The following is a 15,289-nucleotide window of genomic DNA, read 5'->3' as shown; positions in this document are numbered from 1 at the left end:
TTAATGGGTGAGGGCTGGCTGAGATTGCGAGGCTTTTTCCGCCTGTGCAGCCGAAGGGAGATACCGTTGTTCAGCGCTGGCTGCCCACTGCTGGTAGCGCTGATAGAGCTGTTCGAAGCGCTCGGCCTCATCCGGGCGCGGCTGCAGGGTGCTTTCCACCCGGCTTGCCATATGCCGCTGGGCCGTTGGAATATCGCGATATACGCCGGCGGAGACGGCGGCAAAGATGGCGGCGCCCAGCGCGCAGCACTGATCGGAGGCGACAATCTGCAGCGGGCGGTTCAGCACGTCGCAGCAGGCCTGCATGATGACCGGGTTTTTGCGCGCGATGCCGCCCAGCGCCATCACGTTGGTTACCGGGATCCCCTGGCCGGTGAAGCACTCCATAATGGCGCGGGCGCCGAAGGCGGTGGCCGCCACCAGGCCGCCGAACAGCGCCGGCGCATCGGTGGCGAGATTCAGATCGGTTATCACCCCTTTCAGGCGCTGGTTAGCGCCCGGGGTGCGTCGCCCGTTGAACCAGTCCAGCACCACCGGCAGATGGTCGAGGGAGGGATTTTGCGCCCACGCCTCGGTCAGCGCCGGCAGCAGCTGCTTCTGGCTGGCGCGGATCGGCTCTTTCAGCTCCGGATGGGCCAGCGCCAGCTGCTCCAGCGGCCAGCCGAGAATGCGGCCAAACCAGGCGTAAATATCGCCGAAGGCCGACTGTCCGGCTTCCAGACCGATAAAGTCGGGCACCACGCTGCCGTCGACCTGGCCGCAGATGCCCTTCACCGTGCGGTCGCCAACGCTGTGCTTATCGGCAATCAGGATGTCGCAGGTGGAGGTGCCGATGACTTTAACCAGCGTATTCGGCTGCGCGCCGGCGCCCACCGCCCCCATATGGCAGTCGAAGGCGCCGCCGGAGAGGGTCACCGTTTCCGCCAGGCCCAGGCGCAGCGCCCATTCGGCGCTGAGGGTGCCGACCGGCGCGTCGGCGGTCCAGGTGTTGCTAAACAGCGGCCAGCTGAGGTGCTGATTGATAACCGGGTCGAGCTCGTCGAAGAAGCTGGCCGGCGGCAGGCCGCCCCAGTCGGCGTGCCACAGCGATTTGTGCCCGGCGCTGCAGCGGCCGCGGCGAATATCCTGCGGGCGAGTGGTGGCGGAGAGCAGCGCCGGAACCCAGTCGCACAGCTCAACCCACGAGGCCGCGGCCTGCGCGACGGCGCTATCCTGACGGGTGATGTGGAGGATCTTGGCCCAGAACCATTCGCTGGAGTAGATGCCGCCGATGTAGCGGGAGTAGTCCTCTTTGCCCGGCTGGTGGCACAGACGGGTGATGGCCTCCGCCTCTTCCACCGCGGTATGGTCTTTCCACAGCACGAACATCGCGTTCGGGTTATCGGCGAACTCTTCCCGCAGGGCCAGCACGTTGCCGTCGGCGTCGACCGGCGCCGGCGTCGAGCCGGTGCTGTCAACGCCGATGCCGACGACGGCGGCGCACTGCCCGGGGCTCAGCTGCGCCAGCACGCTTTTCAGCGCGGCTTCCATTGATTCAATGTAATCCCGCGGGTGGTGGCGAAACTGATTATTCGGGGCGTCGCAAAACAGCCCCTGCTGCCAGCGCGGATACCATTCGACGCCGGAGGCGAGCTCTGCGCCGGTGGCGCATTCCACCGCCAGCGCGCGAACTGAATCGCTACCAAAATCGAGGCCAATCGCAATTGCCATGCTGTTACTCCATGCTGAAAACCATTCATGGTGAAACAGTAGATATCCCCAGCAAAAACCGTCAGGCCGTATTCGCTAATCTTATGGACTATATTGCTATGGCATCGCAAAGTGTGACGCCGTGCAAATATTCAATGTGGACTTTTCTGCCGCATTTATAGACACTTTTGTTATGTGCTGGAAGGGCTTACGTTGGGCGATGTTATCGATTTTTGCTGAAATCAGGCGGGTTTTACTTCAAATTTCAACCCACATCCCATTACGAAAATCGCGTCAGGAATAAAATAACCAGTATGGACAATTAGTGTCCAGCACCTCTCCGGGAGAGCTGAGTTTATGGCTGAAACACAAAACGATCCTTTGCTGCCGGGCTACTCTTTTAACGCCCACCTGGTGACGGGCCTGACGCCGATTGATGCGGATGGCTACCTGGATTTCTTTATTGACCGCCCGCTCGGCATGAAAGGCTTCATCCTCAACCTGACGATCCGCGGCGAAGGGGTGATCAACAACCAGGACGAACAGTTTGTCTGTCGGCCCGGGGATATTTTACTCTTCCCGCCGGGGGAGGTTCATCACTACGGCCGCCATCCCGACGCCCGCGAGTGGTATCACCAGTGGGTCTATTTCCGTCCGCGGGCCTACTGGCTCGAGTGGCTGAACTGGCCGACGATTTTCGCCCATACCGGTTTTTTCCGCCCCGATGAGCAGTGGCAGGCGCGCTTCGGCGAGCTTTTCGGCCAGATCGTCGACGCCGGACAGGGGGCCGGACGCTACTCCGAGCTGCTGGCGATCAACCTGCTGGAACAGCTGCTGCTGCGGCGCATGGAGGCGATAAACGAATCCCTCTATCCGCCGCTGGATAACCGGGTTCGCGACGCCTGCCAGTATATTAGCGATCGCCTGGCGGACAGCCGCTTTGATATCGCCAGCGTCGCCCGCCACGTCTGCCTGTCGCCGTCGCGGCTATCGCACCTGTTCCGCCAGCAGCTGGGCATCAGCGTGCTGGGCTGGCGGGAAGATCAGCGGATTAGCCAGGCCAAGCTGCTGCTGAGCACCACGCGAATGCCCATCGCCACGGTGGGGCGCAACGTCGGTTTCGAAGATCAGCTCTATTTTTCGCGGGTCTTTAAAAAATGCACCGGCGCCAGCCCGAGCGAATTCCGTGCAGGATGTGAATAAAACGTAAATAAAGTGAAATGATGCGCCGAACAATGGTCGTAACCGGTAAACTATTCAGACAATTGATGGCTTGACGAAGGCGCGACGGCTCTGGAGAATCCGTGCTTCGTTTTTAAACCGGGCACACTATGCAAGCATTGCTGGAACATTTTATCACCCAATCCACGGTCTACTCGCTGATAGCCGTGATGCTGGTCGCCTTTCTTGAATCGCTGGCGCTGGTGGGGTTGATACTGCCGGGCACGGTGATGATGGCCGGGCTGGGGGCGCTTATCGGCAGCGGAGAGGTTAACTTCTGGCAGGCGTGGCTGGCGGGCATTGTCGGCTGTTTATTCGGCGACTGGATCTCATTTTGGCTCGGCTGGCGGTTTAAAAAACCGCTGCATCGCTGGTCGTTTATGAAGAAAAACAAAGCGCTGCTTGATAAGACCGAACACGCGCTGCACCAGCACAGCATGGTCACGATCCTGATCGGGCGCTTCGTCGGGCCGACGAGGCCGCTGGTGCCGATGGTTGCCGGGATGCTCGACCTGCCGGTGGCGAAGTTTATTCTGCCGAATATTATCGGCTGCCTGCTGTGGCCGCCGCTCTACTTTTTGCCGGGCATTCTTGCCGGCGCGGCCATTGATATTCCCGCCGATGAGAACAGCGCCAGCTTTAAGTGGCTGCTGCTGAGCGCCGCGCTGCTGGCGTGGCTGGCCGGCTGGCTATGCTGGCGCCTGTGGCGCAGCGCAAAAATGCGCGATCGGCTGACCCGGCTGCTGCCGCGTGCGCGCCTGCTGTGGCTGACGCCGCTGGCGCTGGTGCTGGCGGGCGTGGCGTTAACGGTGGTGATTCGCCACCCGCTGATGCCGGTCTATCTCAATATTCTGCACCACGTTATCGCGCGCTGATCCCGAGCAGATGGGAGGCGCTGCTGTTGCCGCTTAAGAGCGCCTCGGTGGCGCCATCCCAGGCGATGCGTCCGTCGGCCACCACCAGCGACCGCGGCGCGATGCGGGCGGCATCCTCCACGCTATGCGACACCATCATCAGCGTCAAATTGCGGCGCTGGCAAACCTCTGCGACCAAAACCAGCATCTCCTGGCGCAGCGCCGGATCGAGCGCGGAAAACGGCTCATCCAGCAGCAGTACCGGCTGCTCGCGCACCAGACAGCGCGCCAGCGCCGCCCGCTGCCGCTGACCGCCGGATAGCTCGCCGGGAAGCCTCTCCAGCAGGGAATCGATGCCCATCTGTTCGGCAATAGTCTGCAGGCTGGCATTTTGCCCGGCGCTCAGCTTAAGCCCTGGGTTCATGCCGAGGCCGATGTTCTGGCGGATGGTGAGATGGTTAAAGAGGTTATTTTCCTGAAACAGCATCGATACCGGGCGCCGGGCCGGCGGAGTCGCGGTATGCGGCTGACCGTCGATGACGATGCTGCCGCTCGCCGGCGGCAAAAAGCCGGCGATCAGGTTCAGCAGCGTGCTTTTCCCCGCCCCGCTGGGGCCGAGTACCGCAAGACGTTCGCCGCGCTGTACGGAGAGGGTGAAGCGCATCGGTAGGTGCTGATACAGCCAGGTCACATCATTCAGTTTTAACATCACGCCCCGGTAGCTTCTCAATTACGGTAAAGAGGACAAAGCACAGCGCCAGCAGCAGCAGGGCGGTAACGGCACCGTCCTGGCTACGATAGGCGCCAATCTGCTGATACAGATAGAACGGCAGGGTGCGGAAATCGTCGTTGCCGAACAGCGCCACCACGCCGAAATCACCGATCGAAAGCACGCAGGCAAAGGCCAGCGCCTGGGCCAGCGGGCGCTTCAGGGCGCGCAGCTCAACCACCCGCAGGCGGGTAAAGCCGCTCATCCCCAGCGAGTGACAGAGCATGCCGTAGCGCGCGGCGACGTCGCGCATCGGGTTTTCCAGCACCTTCAGCGCATAGGGGATCGCCATCAGCGCATTGGTGAAGATAACGATGCCGTCGGCGGAGTCGGGCAGGCCAACGCTATTATTGAGCAGCAAAAAGAAGCCGGTCGCTAGCACGATCCCCGGCATGGCGAGGATCAGCATCCCGCTAAGCTCCAGCGCCTGACCGGCCAGCGGGCGGCGGCGGATGCGCAGCTCGCGGCTGCTCCACAGCAGCATCATCGTCAGAACAACGCTGAGCACGCCGGCGGCCAGCGCGATGCGCAGGGAGGTCGCCAGGGTCTGCCATAGCGCAGGCTGGGCCAGCACCCGCGGCAGATTGCTATTCAGACCGTCGATGACGACCGCCAGCATCGGCGGCAGCAGCAGCAGCAGGGCGATCGCGATCAGCACGAAGTCGGTGAGGCGGCTGTGCAGGCGATCGTCGGGGTCGCGCCAGCCGCGAACGTGGGTCACGCCGATCGCCACGGCCTTGCTCAGGCGCTGGCTGAGCAGCACCAGCCCGAGGCAGCAGCCCATCTGGATCAGCGCCAGCATCGCCGCGCGGGCCGGATCGTAATCAAAGCTCAGCGCCTGGTAGATCGCCAGTTCGATGGTGGTGGCCCGCGGGCCGCCGCCGAGGGAGAGGACGGTCGCGAAGCTGGCGAAGCAGAGCATAAAGATCAGCGCCGCCACCGGCGGAATTTGCCGCCGCAGCCACGGCCACTCCACGAAGCGGAAAAAGTGAAAGCCGCGCATACCAAGCTGGGCCGCTATTTGCCGTTGTTCGCCGGGGATATTCTCCAGCGCCTGCAGCAGCAGGCGGGTCGCCATCGGCATATTGAAGAAGACGTGGGCCAGCAGAATTCCCTGCAGCCCGTAAGGGGAGAAATCCCACCGCCATCCCAGGGCGCTAAACGCCGCCGCCAGCCAGCCCTGACGGCCGTAAACGCTGAGGATGCCGAATACCGCCACCAGCACCGGCAGGATCAGCGTCATCGCGCACAGGCGCAGCAGCAGCGTGCGGCCGGGAAAGCGGCGCCGGTAAAGGGCGCGGGCAAGAAAAACAGCCGGCGCCACCGAAAGCAGCGCCGAAAGAGACGCCTGCCAGAAGGAGAAGCGCACGACGTGCCAGAGATAGCTGTCGTCAACGAAGGTCAGCCAGGCAGCCTCCGGCGCGCTGCTCCAGAGCGCCAGAAAGGCGGCCAGCGCCACCACAACCAGCACGGCCGCGGCGATCAGGCCCGGCAGCAGCCAGCCGATGCTTAGCGGCTGACGGCGCGTTGCCATGCGTTAATCCAGTTCTGCCGTTCGCCAGCAACCTGCTGCGGAGTGAACTCCAGGGTGGTCTGCGGTTTGACCAGCGTGTCAAAGCCGGCGGGGAGCGCCACCTGGGCGACCGGGTACATCCAGTTGCCCGCCGGAATCGCATTCTGGAATCCCGGAGAGACCATAAACTTAAGGAACTTCTCCGCCAGCTCCGGCTGCTTGCTGGCCGCGGTGCGGGCCGCCACTTCGACCTGCAGGTAGTGGCCTTCGCTGAAGCCGGCCGCCGCGTAGTTATCCTTTTTCTCTGCGATAATGTGATAAGCCGGAGAGGTGGTATAGCTCAGCACCAGATCGCTCTCCCCCTTCAGGAACAGGCCGTAGGCCTCGCTCCAGCCTTTGGTCACGGTGACGGTTTTCGCCGCCAGCTTCTCCCATGCCTGCGGGGATTTGTCGCCGTACACTTTCTGCATCCACAGCAGCAGGCCGAGGCCCGGCGTGCTGGTGCGCGGATCTTCGTAGATCACCCGCCATTTCTGGTCGCTCTCAACCAGCTCTTTCAGGCTCTTGGGCGGATTTTTGAGCTTGTTTTTATCGTAGACGAAGGCGAAATAGCCGTAATCAAAGGGGACGAAGGTATCGTTGTTCCAGCCGCCGGGGACGGTGAGCGCGTCGGTCGGCACGTTGCTTTTGGCGAACAGCTTGCTTTGCGCCGCCGCTTCCAGCAGGTTGTTGTCCAGCCCGAGCACCACGTCGGCTTTGCTGTTTTTGCCTTCCATGCGCAGGCGATTGAGCAGCGAGACGCCGTCTTCCAGCGCCACGAACTTCAGCTCGCAGCCGCAGTCGGCTTCAAACGCCTTTTTGACGGCCGGGCCCGGGCCCCAGTCCGCGGAAAAGGAGTCGTAGGTATAGACGGTGAGAACGGGCTTAGCCAACGCGGGAGCGGCGACTAGCACCAGCAGCGGGAGTAGTTTTTTCAACACTTTGCACCTCATAAAAAAGGGGTGGCAAAGGATTTTGAGTGAGCCTCAAATCCCTTCGCCGGCGTTATCCGGATCAGGTTCGACGGGTATTTTCTCAGCCCATACGCTTTATCCCACAGGTTGCCTTGCAGCGGCCTGGATGATACGGCGTATGTTAATTAGCACCCCGTTGAGAACGGCGACCAGTGTAATGATTTTGTTAGCGGACCGAAAGGGCTTAAGCGTCCGCCGGGGAGGGAGCTAGGGCTCCGGCGGCGCAAACCACGCCGATTTAAAATCAAACCAGCCGAGGGTGTTCATTCTCACCCCGCGCATGCTGCGCTGCCCCTGGATCATCAGCCAGTGGTGGATCAGCGGCACGATCGTTTGATTGGCCAGCAGCTGCTGGCTCCAGGTGGCCGGGTTTAGCTCGCCTGCATGCCAGCGGCCGGCATCCTCCTGCCAGTCAATCGGGATGCAGTGGCGAACGAGCGGGACTTCATACAGCCAGGCGAACAGGGAAAAGTCGATCGGCAGGGTAAAGTTGGCGCTGTTGAGCCAGATGTCGCTGACCACCTCGCCGCGATGCCACTCCGCGTACTCCAGCTCCCGGATCTCCAGCCTGACCTGATGCTTGGCCAGCAGCGTCGCCATAATACCGCCGATTGCGCGGTGCTCAATATGGTCCTGGTAATAGGTCAGCGTTACCGACTCGAGGCCCGCGGGCTTCTCGCAGGCGTGGCTGCGCGCGTGATGCCAGCGCGGCAGCAGGCCGTAGGCCGGGAACCAGTTGCCCTGATAATGTTCGCCCGCGTGGTAAAGCAGGTTCGCCGGCTGGAACAGATAGCTCAGCCACTGGCGCACGGCCGCATTGGCGCCGAGCGGGCTGCGGGAATCAAACAGCAGGTAGTAGCAGCCCTCTTCCAGGCGGCTTTCGATGGCTTTCTCGCTCTGCGTGGTGCCCTGCAGGGTCAGGCCGCCGTTCGGCTCGTCGCCAATCTCCGGCAGCACCCAGACGTTGACCTCGTCAATTAATGCCCGATAGCCGAAGTAGTCGTCGAAGGCGTGGATCTTTAGCTGGTTTTGGTTATTGCGCGCCACCGCATAGGGCCCGGTGCCGATCGGCATCGCGGAGAAGTTCTCCATCGAATGCCATTCGCGCGGCAGTATCACCGCGGAAACCTGGCCCAGCAGCCACGGCAGCCAGCGATCCGGCTGCGTCAGATGGATATCCAGCGTCCAGGCGGTAGGCGAGACGATGCGCTCAATATGGGAGTAGAGCGGCAGGGCGTTGCTGCGCTGCAGGGAGGCGATCACGTCCTCCATTTCCAGCTCGCGGCCGTGGTGAAAGTGGATACCGGGGCGCAAAAAGAAGCGCCAGTGGGTGGGCGAGAGCTGCTGCCAGTGGTGGGCAATATCGGCTTCCAGTTCCCCATTTTCCTCATTTACCCGCGTCAGGGCGCTGAAGATTTGCCGGGCGATATGGTTTTCCGAACGGCGCAGCGCGCTGCCGGGGAGCAGATTTTTCATCGGCCGGTAGTAGAGCACGCGCAGAATATGCCGCCCCTGGCGAAAGCTCCGTCCGAGATGGGAGACCAGCATCTGGCGCACGGCGGCCTTATCGCCGACCAGTTGTACCAGCTGATCGATGCGATCCTGCTCCAGCAGATCTTCCGCCCGCTGCTGCTGCAGCGCCAGGCCGGTGTAGAGGAAGGCCAGCTTCGATCGCTTACCGCGTCCCGCTTCCGCCTCCCAGGTGAGCCAGCCGCGCTCCTCCATCATGTTCAGCAGGGTTCTCATATGGCGGCGCGAACAGCTAAGCATCTCCGCCAGCTCGTTGAGCGTCGTCTCCTGCGACCTGCCTTCGCAGCATTGCCATAAGCGGATGAACTGTTGTTGCAGACGGGCGGAAGACATAAAAGGGGAACTCCTGATGAAAACTCAGCAATTTATTAATCCCTATATTAGGCCAATAATAGATTCCGATGAAGCGAGGAGATGAATATGATGGGGTCAACCGCTAAGCAGTTCTACCAACGCTACTTTTCTGCGACGCAGGATGCGTCATGGCTAGCCCGCCTGATGGCAGGACGACAGCAGGAAATACTCGGCGAGCTGATGCAGTGGGGAGTTACGTCACCGACCTCTGATCGTTAACTTGCAGACATCATGTGTGACTGAGTATTGGTGCATACCTGTCGTCTTTCACGTTTCCGGCGTTACCGCGGCCCGCTTGCTATAGCCGCCGGCCTGTAACCTGAAATAGATAGCGTATAAAATCACCCGCCAGCAGATGACTTCTGCTGGCTTTTTTCGTTTTCTTCGCGCGCTAAGGACATGACATGCTGTGGTTAATGACGATGGGGCGGCGGCTGAACGGCGTCTACGCGGCTTTTATGCTGGTCGCTTTTATGATGGGGATTGCCGGCGCGCTGCAGGCCCCGACGCTCAGCCTGTTTCTCAGCCGCGAGGTGGGCGCGCAGCCCTTCTGGGTCGGGCTGTTTTATACCGTTAACGCCATTGCCGGGATTGCAGTCAGCCTGGCGCTGGCGAAGCGCTCCGACAGCCAGGGCGATCGCCGGCGGCTGATTATGTTCTGCTGCCTGATGGCGGTGGGCAACGCGCTGCTGTTTGCTTTTAATCGCCACTACCTAACCCTGATTACCTGCGGCGTGATGCTGGCATCCATCGCCAACGCCGCGATGCCGCAGCTGTTCGCCCTGGCGCGGGAGTATGCCGACAGCTCGGCGCGGGAAGTGGTGATGTTCAGCTCGATCATGCGCGCCCAGCTGTCGCTGGCGTGGGTTATCGGCCCGCCGCTGGCCTTTATGCTGGCGCTGAACTACGGCTTTACCACCATGTTCACGATTGCGGCCGGGATTTTCGTCATTAGCCTGGCGCTGATTGCGTTTAAGCTGCCGTCGGTGGCGCGGGTGGAGCAGCCTTCGGAAGCGGCGGGAGCGATAGCCCAGGCCGGCGGCTGGCAGGATAAAAACGTGCGGATGCTGTTTATCGCCTCGACGCTGATGTGGACCTGCAACACCATGTACATCATCGATATGCCGCTGTGGATCAGCAGCGATCTCGGCCTGCCGGATAGCCTGGCGGGGATCTTAATGGGCACCGCGGCCGGGCTGGAGATCCCGGCGATGATCGTTGCGGGCTACTATGTTAAACGCTGGGGCAAGCGGCGGATGATGGTCGCCGCCGTAGCCGCCGGGGTGCTGTTCTACGCCGGGCTGATCCTGTTCCACGACCGCACCGCGCTGCTGGCGCTGCAGCTGTTTAACGCGATTTTTATCGGTATTGTCGCCGGGATCGGCATGCTGTGGTTCCAGGACCTGATGCCGGGACGCGCGGGAGCGGCCACCACGCTGTTCACCAACAGTATTTCCACCGGCGTGATTCTGGCCGGCGTGCTGCAGGGGGCGCTGTCGCAAAGCTACGGCCACGCCAGCGTTTACTGGGCGATTGCGGCGATTTCGCTGGTGACCCTGTTCCTGACCGGCAGGGTCAAGGATATCTAGCGCCGGGCGGCGAAAGAGCTAAAAAAATGCCCGGTCACGGGACCGGGCAGGATAGCAGGCGGCTCTATGAGTTCATAAAGGCCGGCAGCTTGCGCTCGTAGGTCGAAATCGCCTCCTCGTGCTGCAGCGTCAGGCCGATGCTGTCGAGGCCGTTAAGCATGCAGTGGCGGCGGAAGGCGTCGATTTTAAAGCGGTACGACCGGTCGCCCGCTTTCACCACTTCTGCTTCCAGATCCACCTCAAACTTAATGCCCGGGTTGGCCTGCACCAGCTTAAACATCTCGTCAACCTGCTCGTCGCTCAGGGTGACCGGCAGCAGCTGGTTGTTGAAGCTGTTGCCGTAGAAGATGTCGGCGAAGCTTGGCGCGATTACCACTTTAAAGCCGTAGTCGGTCAACGCCCAGGGCGCGTGCTCGCGCGATGAGCCGCAGCCGAAGTTTTCCCGCGCCAGCAGAATCGAGGCGCCTTTAAACTCCGGGAAGTTGAGCACGAACTCCGGGTTCGGCTGCTCTCCCTTGTCATCGAGGAAGCGCCAGTCGTTGAACAGATGCGCGCCAAAACCGGTGCGGGTCACTTTCTGCAGGAACTGCTTGGGAATGATCGCATCGGTATCGACGTTTGCGGCATCCAGCGGCACCACCAGGCCAGTATGTTGGGTAAATTTCTCTGCCATGATGGTCTCCTTATTTGATATCGCGGATATCGGCGAAATGACCGCTAACGGCCGCCGCTGCGGCCATTGCCGGGCTGACTAAGTGGGTACGTCCGCCGCGGCCCTGACGGCCTTCAAAGTTACGGTTGCTGGTGGATGCGCAGCGCTCGCCCGGGTTCAGGCGGTCGTTGTTCATCGCCAGGCACATGGAGCAGCCCGGCAGACGCCATTCAAAGCCGGCTTCGATAAAGATCTTATCCAGACCTTCCGCTTCCGCCTGCGCCTTCACCGGGCCGGAGCCAGGGACAACCAGCGCCTGCACGCCCGGCGCGACCTTGCGACCTTTGGCAATTTCCGCCGCCGCGCGTAAATCTTCAATGCGCGAGTTGGTACAGGAGCCGATAAAGACTTTATCAATTGCGACTTCGGTCAGCGGGATGCCGGGCTTCAGGCCCATGTAGGCCAGCGCTTTTTCCGCGCTCGCGCGCTCTACCGGATCGGCGAAAGAGGCCGGGTCGGGAATGATGTCGGTGACGGAGATAACCTGGCCCGGGTTGGTTCCCCAGGTGACCTGCGGCGCGATCTCTGCGGCCTGTAAGGTGACGACGGTGTCAAAGGTGGCGTCGGCGTCGGTGGTCAGGGTTTTCCAGTATTCAACGGCTTCGTCGAAGTTCTGACCCTTCGGCGCATGCAGACGCCCCTTCACGTAGCTGAAGGTGGTTTCGTCCGGCGCCACCAGGCCGGCTTTGGCGCCCATCTCGATGGCCATATTGCACAGGGTCATGCGGCCTTCCATGCTCAGGTTGCGAATGGCTTCGCCGCAGAATTCGACCACGTGGCCGGTACCGCCGGCGCTGCCGGTTTTGCCGATGATCGCCAGTACGATATCTTTCGCGGTGATGCCGGGAGCCGCCTGGCCCTGAACCTCAATCTTCATCGTTTTGGCGCGGCCCTGCTTCAGGGTCTGGGTGGCCAGCACGTGTTCAACTTCGGAAGTCCCGATGCCGAAAGCCAGCGCGCCGAACGCGCCGTGGGTTGCGGTATGGGAGTCGCCGCAGACGATGGTCATCCCCGGCAGGGTCACGCCCTGCTCGGGGCCCATCACGTGAACAATCCCCTGATACGGGTGGTTCAGGTCGTACAGCTCAACGCCGAACTCTTTACAGTTCTTAATCAGCTCCTGCATCTGGATACGCGCCATTTCGCCGGACGCGTTGATGTCTTTGGTCTGAGTCGAAACGTTATGATCCATGGTGGCGAAGGTTTTCCCCGGCTGGCGCACCTGGCGGTTGTGCGCGCGCAGGCCGTCAAACGCCTGCGGGGAGGTCACTTCGTGTACCAGATGACGGTCGATGTACAGCAGCGGGGTTTCGTTTTGTGCTTCATAAACTACGTGAGCATCAAACAATTTTTCATACAACGTCTTCGCCATGATTACACCCCTTCAGCGACATAGCGAGCAATGATGTCGCCCATTTCATCGGTACTGACCGCCGCCGCGCCGCGCGCTAAATCGCCGGTGCGGATGCCTTCTTCTAACGCGCGGTTGATCGCGCTTTCGATTGCCGTTGCTGCAGCGTCCGCATCGAGGCTGTAGCGCAGCAGCAGAGCCAGCGACAGGATCTGGGCGATCGGGTTGGCGATGTTCTTGCCGGCGATATCCGGCGCCGAGCCGCCTGCCGGCTCATACAGGCCAAAGCCCTGTTCGTTCAGACTGGCGGACGGCAGCATGCCCATTGAGCCGGTGATCATCGCGCATTCGTCGGACAGAATGTCGCCGAACAGGTTGGAGCACAGCAGCACGTCGAACTGGGACGGGTCTTTAATCAGCTGCATGGTGGCGTTGTCGATGTACATATGCGCCAGCTCAACGTCCGGGTACTCTTTGGCGATTTCGCCGACGATTTCCCGCCACAAAATGGAGGACTGCAGCACGTTAGCTTTGTCGATAGAGGTCACTTTGCTCCGGCGCTTGCGGGCCGATTCAAACGCGATGTGCGCGATGCGCTCGATCTCAAAACGGTGATAAACCTCGGTATCAAAAGCCTTTTCGTGATGGCCGCTGCCTTCGCGGCCCTTCGGCTGGCCGAAGTAGATGCCGCCGGTCAGTTCACGGACGCACAGGATGTCGAAGCCGTTGGCGGCGATATCCGCGCGCAGCGGGCAAAACTCTTCCAGCCCCTGGTACAGCTTCGCCGGGCGCAGGTTGCTGAACAGCTTAAAATGTTTACGCAGCGGCAGCAGCGCGCCGCGCTCCGGCTGCTCTGCCGGCGGCAGGTGCTCCCATTTCGGGCCCCCGACCGAGCCGAACAGAATGGCGTCTGCCTGCTCGCAGCCGTCTACGGTTGCCTGCGGCAGCGGGGTGCCCTGACGGTCGATGGCGATGCCGCCAACGTCATACTGGCTGGTGGTAATGCGCATATCAAAACGGTTACGGACGGCTTCCAGTACTTTCATCGCCTGGTTCATGACTTCCGGGCCAATACCATCACCTGGCAAAACAGCAATATGGTAATTCTTCGACATTACACGGTTTCCTTCTTGTTCTCGTTATTTTGAGCTTTGCGTTGCAACTCTTTTTCGACTTCAGCGGCGCGCCAGATATTGTTCAGGACGTGAACCATCGCCTTCGCCGAGGATTCGACGATATCCGTCGCCAGCCCGACGCCGTGGAAGCGGCGGCCGTTGTAGTTAACGACGATATCAACCTGGCCCAGCGCGTCTTTACCGTGGCCCTTGGCGCTTAAACCATACTTAACCAGCTCGATGTCATATGCGGTGACGCGGTTGATTGCCTGATAGACGGCATCGACCGGGCCGTTGCCGTTGGCCGCTTCGGACTTAACTTCATCGCCGCAGGCCAGCTTGACGGAGGCGGTGGCGATGGCGTTGGAGCCGGACTGCACGCTGAAGTAGTCCAGGCGGAAATGCTCGGGCTCTTCCTGCTGCTTGTTAATAAAGGCCAGCGCTTCCAGGTCGTAGTCGAAGACCTGACCCTTTTTGTCCGCCAGCTTCAGGAAAGCGTCATACAGGTGGTCCATGTTGTAGTCGCTTTCCTTGTAGCCCATCTCTTCCATGCGGTGCTTCACCGCCGCGCGGCCGGAGCGGGAGGTCAGGTTCAGCTGTACCTGATTCAGGCCGATGGATTCCGGGGTCATGATTTCGTAGTTTTCGCGGTTCTTCAGCACGCCGTCCTGGTGAATACCGGAAGAGTGGGCGAAAGCGCCGGTGCCGACGATGGCTTTGTTTGCCGGGATCGGCATGTTGCAAATCTGGCTGACGGTCTGGCTGGTGCGCCAGATTTCGCTGTGATTAATGCGGGTGCGTACGTCCATAATATCTTTACGCACCTTGATGGCCATGATGACTTCTTCCAGTGAGCAGTTGCCCGCGCGCTCGCCAATGCCGTTCATGGCGCCTTCAACCTGGCGCGCGCCGGCGTGGACGGCGGCAATGGCGTTGCCGACGGCTAAGCCCAAATCGTCATGGGTGTGAACCGAAATGATCGCTTTGTCGATGTTCGGCACGCGCTCGTACAGGCCGGTAATGATGTTGGAGAATTCGAACGGCATGGTATAGCCGACGGTATCCGGGATGTTAATGGTGGTCGCACCGGCGCGAATGGCCGCTTCAACGACGCGCGCCAGGTCGGCAATCGGCGTACGGCCGGCATCTTCACAAGAAAATTCAACATCGTCGGTATAGTTACGGGCGCGTTTAATCATATAGATCGAACGCTCAATCACTTCATCGAGGGTGCTGCGCAACTTGGTCGCGATGTGCATCGGCGAAGTGGCGATAAAAGTATGAATACGGAACGCTTCGGCGACTTTCAACGACTCGGCCGCGACGTCGATATCTTTCTCTACGCAGCGGGCCAGGGCGCAGACGCGGCTATTTTTGACGGTGCGCGCGATGGTCTGTACGGATTCAAAGTCGCCCGGAGATGAGACAGGGAAACCGACTTCCATCACGTCTACGCCCATACGCTCAAGGGCCAGAGCAATCTGCAGCTTCTCTTTAACGCTCAGGCTGGCCTGTAACGCTTGTTCCCCGTCACGTAAGGTCGTATCGAAAATAATGACTTGCTGGCTCATGGTTAAAT

The 15,289-nt window shown here is 61.0% G+C and carries 13 protein-coding genes and 1 riboswitch; of the genes, 4 read left to right on the top strand and 9 right to left on the bottom strand.

What is annotated here, in order from left to right; all coding sequences use genetic code 11:
* Positions 1-1,710, bottom strand: coding sequence for a ribulokinase (gene araB / locus AC1M2H_RS23005; RefSeq protein ID WP_480149192.1), 1,710 nt, complete (start codon positions 1,708-1,710; stop codon positions 1-3).
* Between the two features lie 336 nt (positions 1,711-2,046).
* Between araB and araC the strand changes: the two genes are divergently transcribed.
* Together araC and AC1M2H_RS22995 are read left to right on the top strand one after the other, a co-directional pair.
* The gene (gene araC, locus AC1M2H_RS23000) at positions 2,047-2,892 is read left to right on the top strand and encodes an arabinose operon transcriptional regulator AraC (protein ID WP_480149191.1); all 846 of its coding nucleotides are present in this window, start codon (positions 2,047-2,049) and stop codon (positions 2,890-2,892) included.
* A gap of 128 nt (positions 2,893-3,020) precedes the next feature.
* The gene (locus tag AC1M2H_RS22995; protein WP_480149190.1) at positions 3,021-3,785 is read left to right on the top strand and encodes a DedA family protein; all 765 of its coding nucleotides are present in this window, start codon (positions 3,021-3,023) and stop codon (positions 3,783-3,785) included.
* Here the strand turns inward: AC1M2H_RS22995 and thiQ are convergent.
* The 4 genes from thiQ to sgrR all read right to left on the bottom strand — a co-directional run bounded on the left by thiQ (position 3,772) and on the right by sgrR (position 8,922).
* Positions 3,772-4,473 (bottom strand): thiamine ABC transporter ATP-binding protein ThiQ, encoded by a 702-nt coding sequence (thiQ, locus tag AC1M2H_RS22990; RefSeq protein WP_480149189.1) that lies wholly within the window; start codon positions 4,471-4,473, stop codon positions 3,772-3,774. The genes AC1M2H_RS22995 and thiQ overlap by 14 nt on opposite strands.
* Positions 4,457-6,067 (bottom strand): thiamine/thiamine pyrophosphate ABC transporter permease ThiP, encoded by a 1,611-nt coding sequence (thiP, locus tag AC1M2H_RS22985; RefSeq protein ID WP_480149188.1) that lies wholly within the window; start codon positions 6,065-6,067, stop codon positions 4,457-4,459. The genes thiQ and thiP overlap by 17 nt, the downstream gene beginning before the upstream one ends.
* The gene (gene thiB, locus AC1M2H_RS22980; RefSeq protein ID WP_480149187.1) at positions 6,043-7,026 is read right to left on the bottom strand and encodes a thiamine ABC transporter substrate binding subunit; all 984 of its coding nucleotides are present in this window, start codon (positions 7,024-7,026) and stop codon (positions 6,043-6,045) included. The genes thiP and thiB overlap by 25 nt, the downstream gene beginning before the upstream one ends.
* A 32-nt stretch (positions 7,027-7,058) precedes the next feature.
* Positions 7,059-7,205, bottom strand: a riboswitch (TPP riboswitch).
* Positions 7,206-7,266: 61 nt separating this feature from the next.
* A complete protein-coding gene (gene sgrR / locus AC1M2H_RS22975) occupies positions 7,267-8,922 on the bottom strand; it encodes an HTH-type transcriptional regulator SgrR (RefSeq protein ID WP_480149186.1) in 1,656 nt (551 codons plus the stop codon).
* Positions 8,923-9,009: 87 nt separating this feature from the next.
* On the opposite strand from sgrR, the gene sgrT reads away from it, so the two are divergent.
* On the top strand, positions 9,010-9,162 hold the full coding sequence (gene sgrT, locus AC1M2H_RS22970; RefSeq protein ID WP_480149185.1) for a glucose uptake inhibitor SgrT: 153 nt from the start codon (positions 9,010-9,012) through the stop codon (positions 9,160-9,162).
* 185 nt (positions 9,163-9,347) lie between these two features.
* A complete protein-coding gene (locus AC1M2H_RS22965; protein WP_480149184.1) occupies positions 9,348-10,532 on the top strand; it encodes a sugar efflux transporter in 1,185 nt (394 codons plus the stop codon).
* A 64-nt stretch (positions 10,533-10,596) separates the two neighbouring features.
* Here the strand turns inward: AC1M2H_RS22965 and leuD are convergent, their stop codons facing one another.
* From leuD to leuA, 4 genes are read right to left on the bottom strand one after another with little or no spacing between them, the layout of a single operon-like run.
* The gene (gene leuD, locus AC1M2H_RS22960) at positions 10,597-11,205 is read right to left on the bottom strand and encodes a 3-isopropylmalate dehydratase small subunit (protein ID WP_480149183.1); all 609 of its coding nucleotides are present in this window, start codon (positions 11,203-11,205) and stop codon (positions 10,597-10,599) included.
* A 10-nt stretch (positions 11,206-11,215) separates the two neighbouring features.
* Entirely contained in the window at positions 11,216-12,616 is a 1,401-nt protein-coding gene (leuC, locus tag AC1M2H_RS22955) for a 3-isopropylmalate dehydratase large subunit (RefSeq protein ID WP_480149182.1), read from the bottom strand.
* Positions 12,617-12,618: 2 nt separating this feature from the next.
* Entirely contained in the window at positions 12,619-13,710 is a 1,092-nt protein-coding gene (gene leuB, locus AC1M2H_RS22950; protein ID WP_041144036.1) for a 3-isopropylmalate dehydrogenase, read from the bottom strand.
* Positions 13,710-15,281: a 2-isopropylmalate synthase gene (gene leuA, locus AC1M2H_RS22945; RefSeq protein WP_480149181.1), complete on the bottom strand. Its 1,572-nt coding sequence runs from the start codon at positions 15,279-15,281 to the stop codon at positions 13,710-13,712. Before leuA ends, leuB begins: the two co-directional genes overlap by 1 nt.
* Positions 15,282-15,289: the final 8 nt, after the last annotated feature.

It is taken from the genome of Klebsiella sp. F11, from assembly GCF_056712265.1.
Note: the sequence above shows the minus strand (reverse complement) of the source record. Positions and strands in the feature narration are given on the sequence as shown.

Bases quoted from the DNA above. Each gene is read 5' to 3' on its own strand.
- araB (WP_480149192.1), bottom strand. From the start codon at position 1,710: ATGGCAATTGCGATTGGCCTCGATTTTGGTAGCGATTCAGTTCGCGCG.
- araC (WP_480149191.1), top strand. From the start codon at position 2,047: ATGGCTGAAACACAAAACGATCCTTTGCTGCCGGGCTACTCTTTTAAC.
- AC1M2H_RS22995 (WP_480149190.1), top strand. From the start codon at position 3,021: ATGCAAGCATTGCTGGAACATTTTATCACCCAATCCACGGTCTACTCG.
- thiQ (WP_480149189.1), bottom strand. From the start codon at position 4,473: ATGTTAAAACTGAATGATGTGACCTGGCTGTATCAGCACCTACCGATG.
- thiP (WP_480149188.1), bottom strand. From the start codon at position 6,067: ATGGCAACGCGCCGTCAGCCGCTAAGCATCGGCTGGCTGCTGCCGGGC.
- sgrR (WP_480149186.1), bottom strand. From the start codon at position 8,922: ATGTCTTCCGCCCGTCTGCAACAACAGTTCATCCGCTTATGGCAATGC.
- sgrT (WP_480149185.1), top strand. From the start codon at position 9,010: ATGATGGGGTCAACCGCTAAGCAGTTCTACCAACGCTACTTTTCTGCG.
- AC1M2H_RS22965 (WP_480149184.1), top strand. From the start codon at position 9,348: ATGCTGTGGTTAATGACGATGGGGCGGCGGCTGAACGGCGTCTACGCG.
- leuD (WP_480149183.1), bottom strand. From the start codon at position 11,205: ATGGCAGAGAAATTTACCCAACATACTGGCCTGGTGGTGCCGCTGGAT.
- leuC (WP_480149182.1), bottom strand. From the start codon at position 12,616: ATGGCGAAGACGTTGTATGAAAAATTGTTTGATGCTCACGTAGTTTAT.
- leuB (WP_041144036.1), bottom strand. From the start codon at position 13,710: ATGTCGAAGAATTACCATATTGCTGTTTTGCCAGGTGATGGTATTGGC.
- leuA (WP_480149181.1), bottom strand. From the start codon at position 15,281: ATGAGCCAGCAAGTCATTATTTTCGATACGACCTTACGTGACGGGGAA.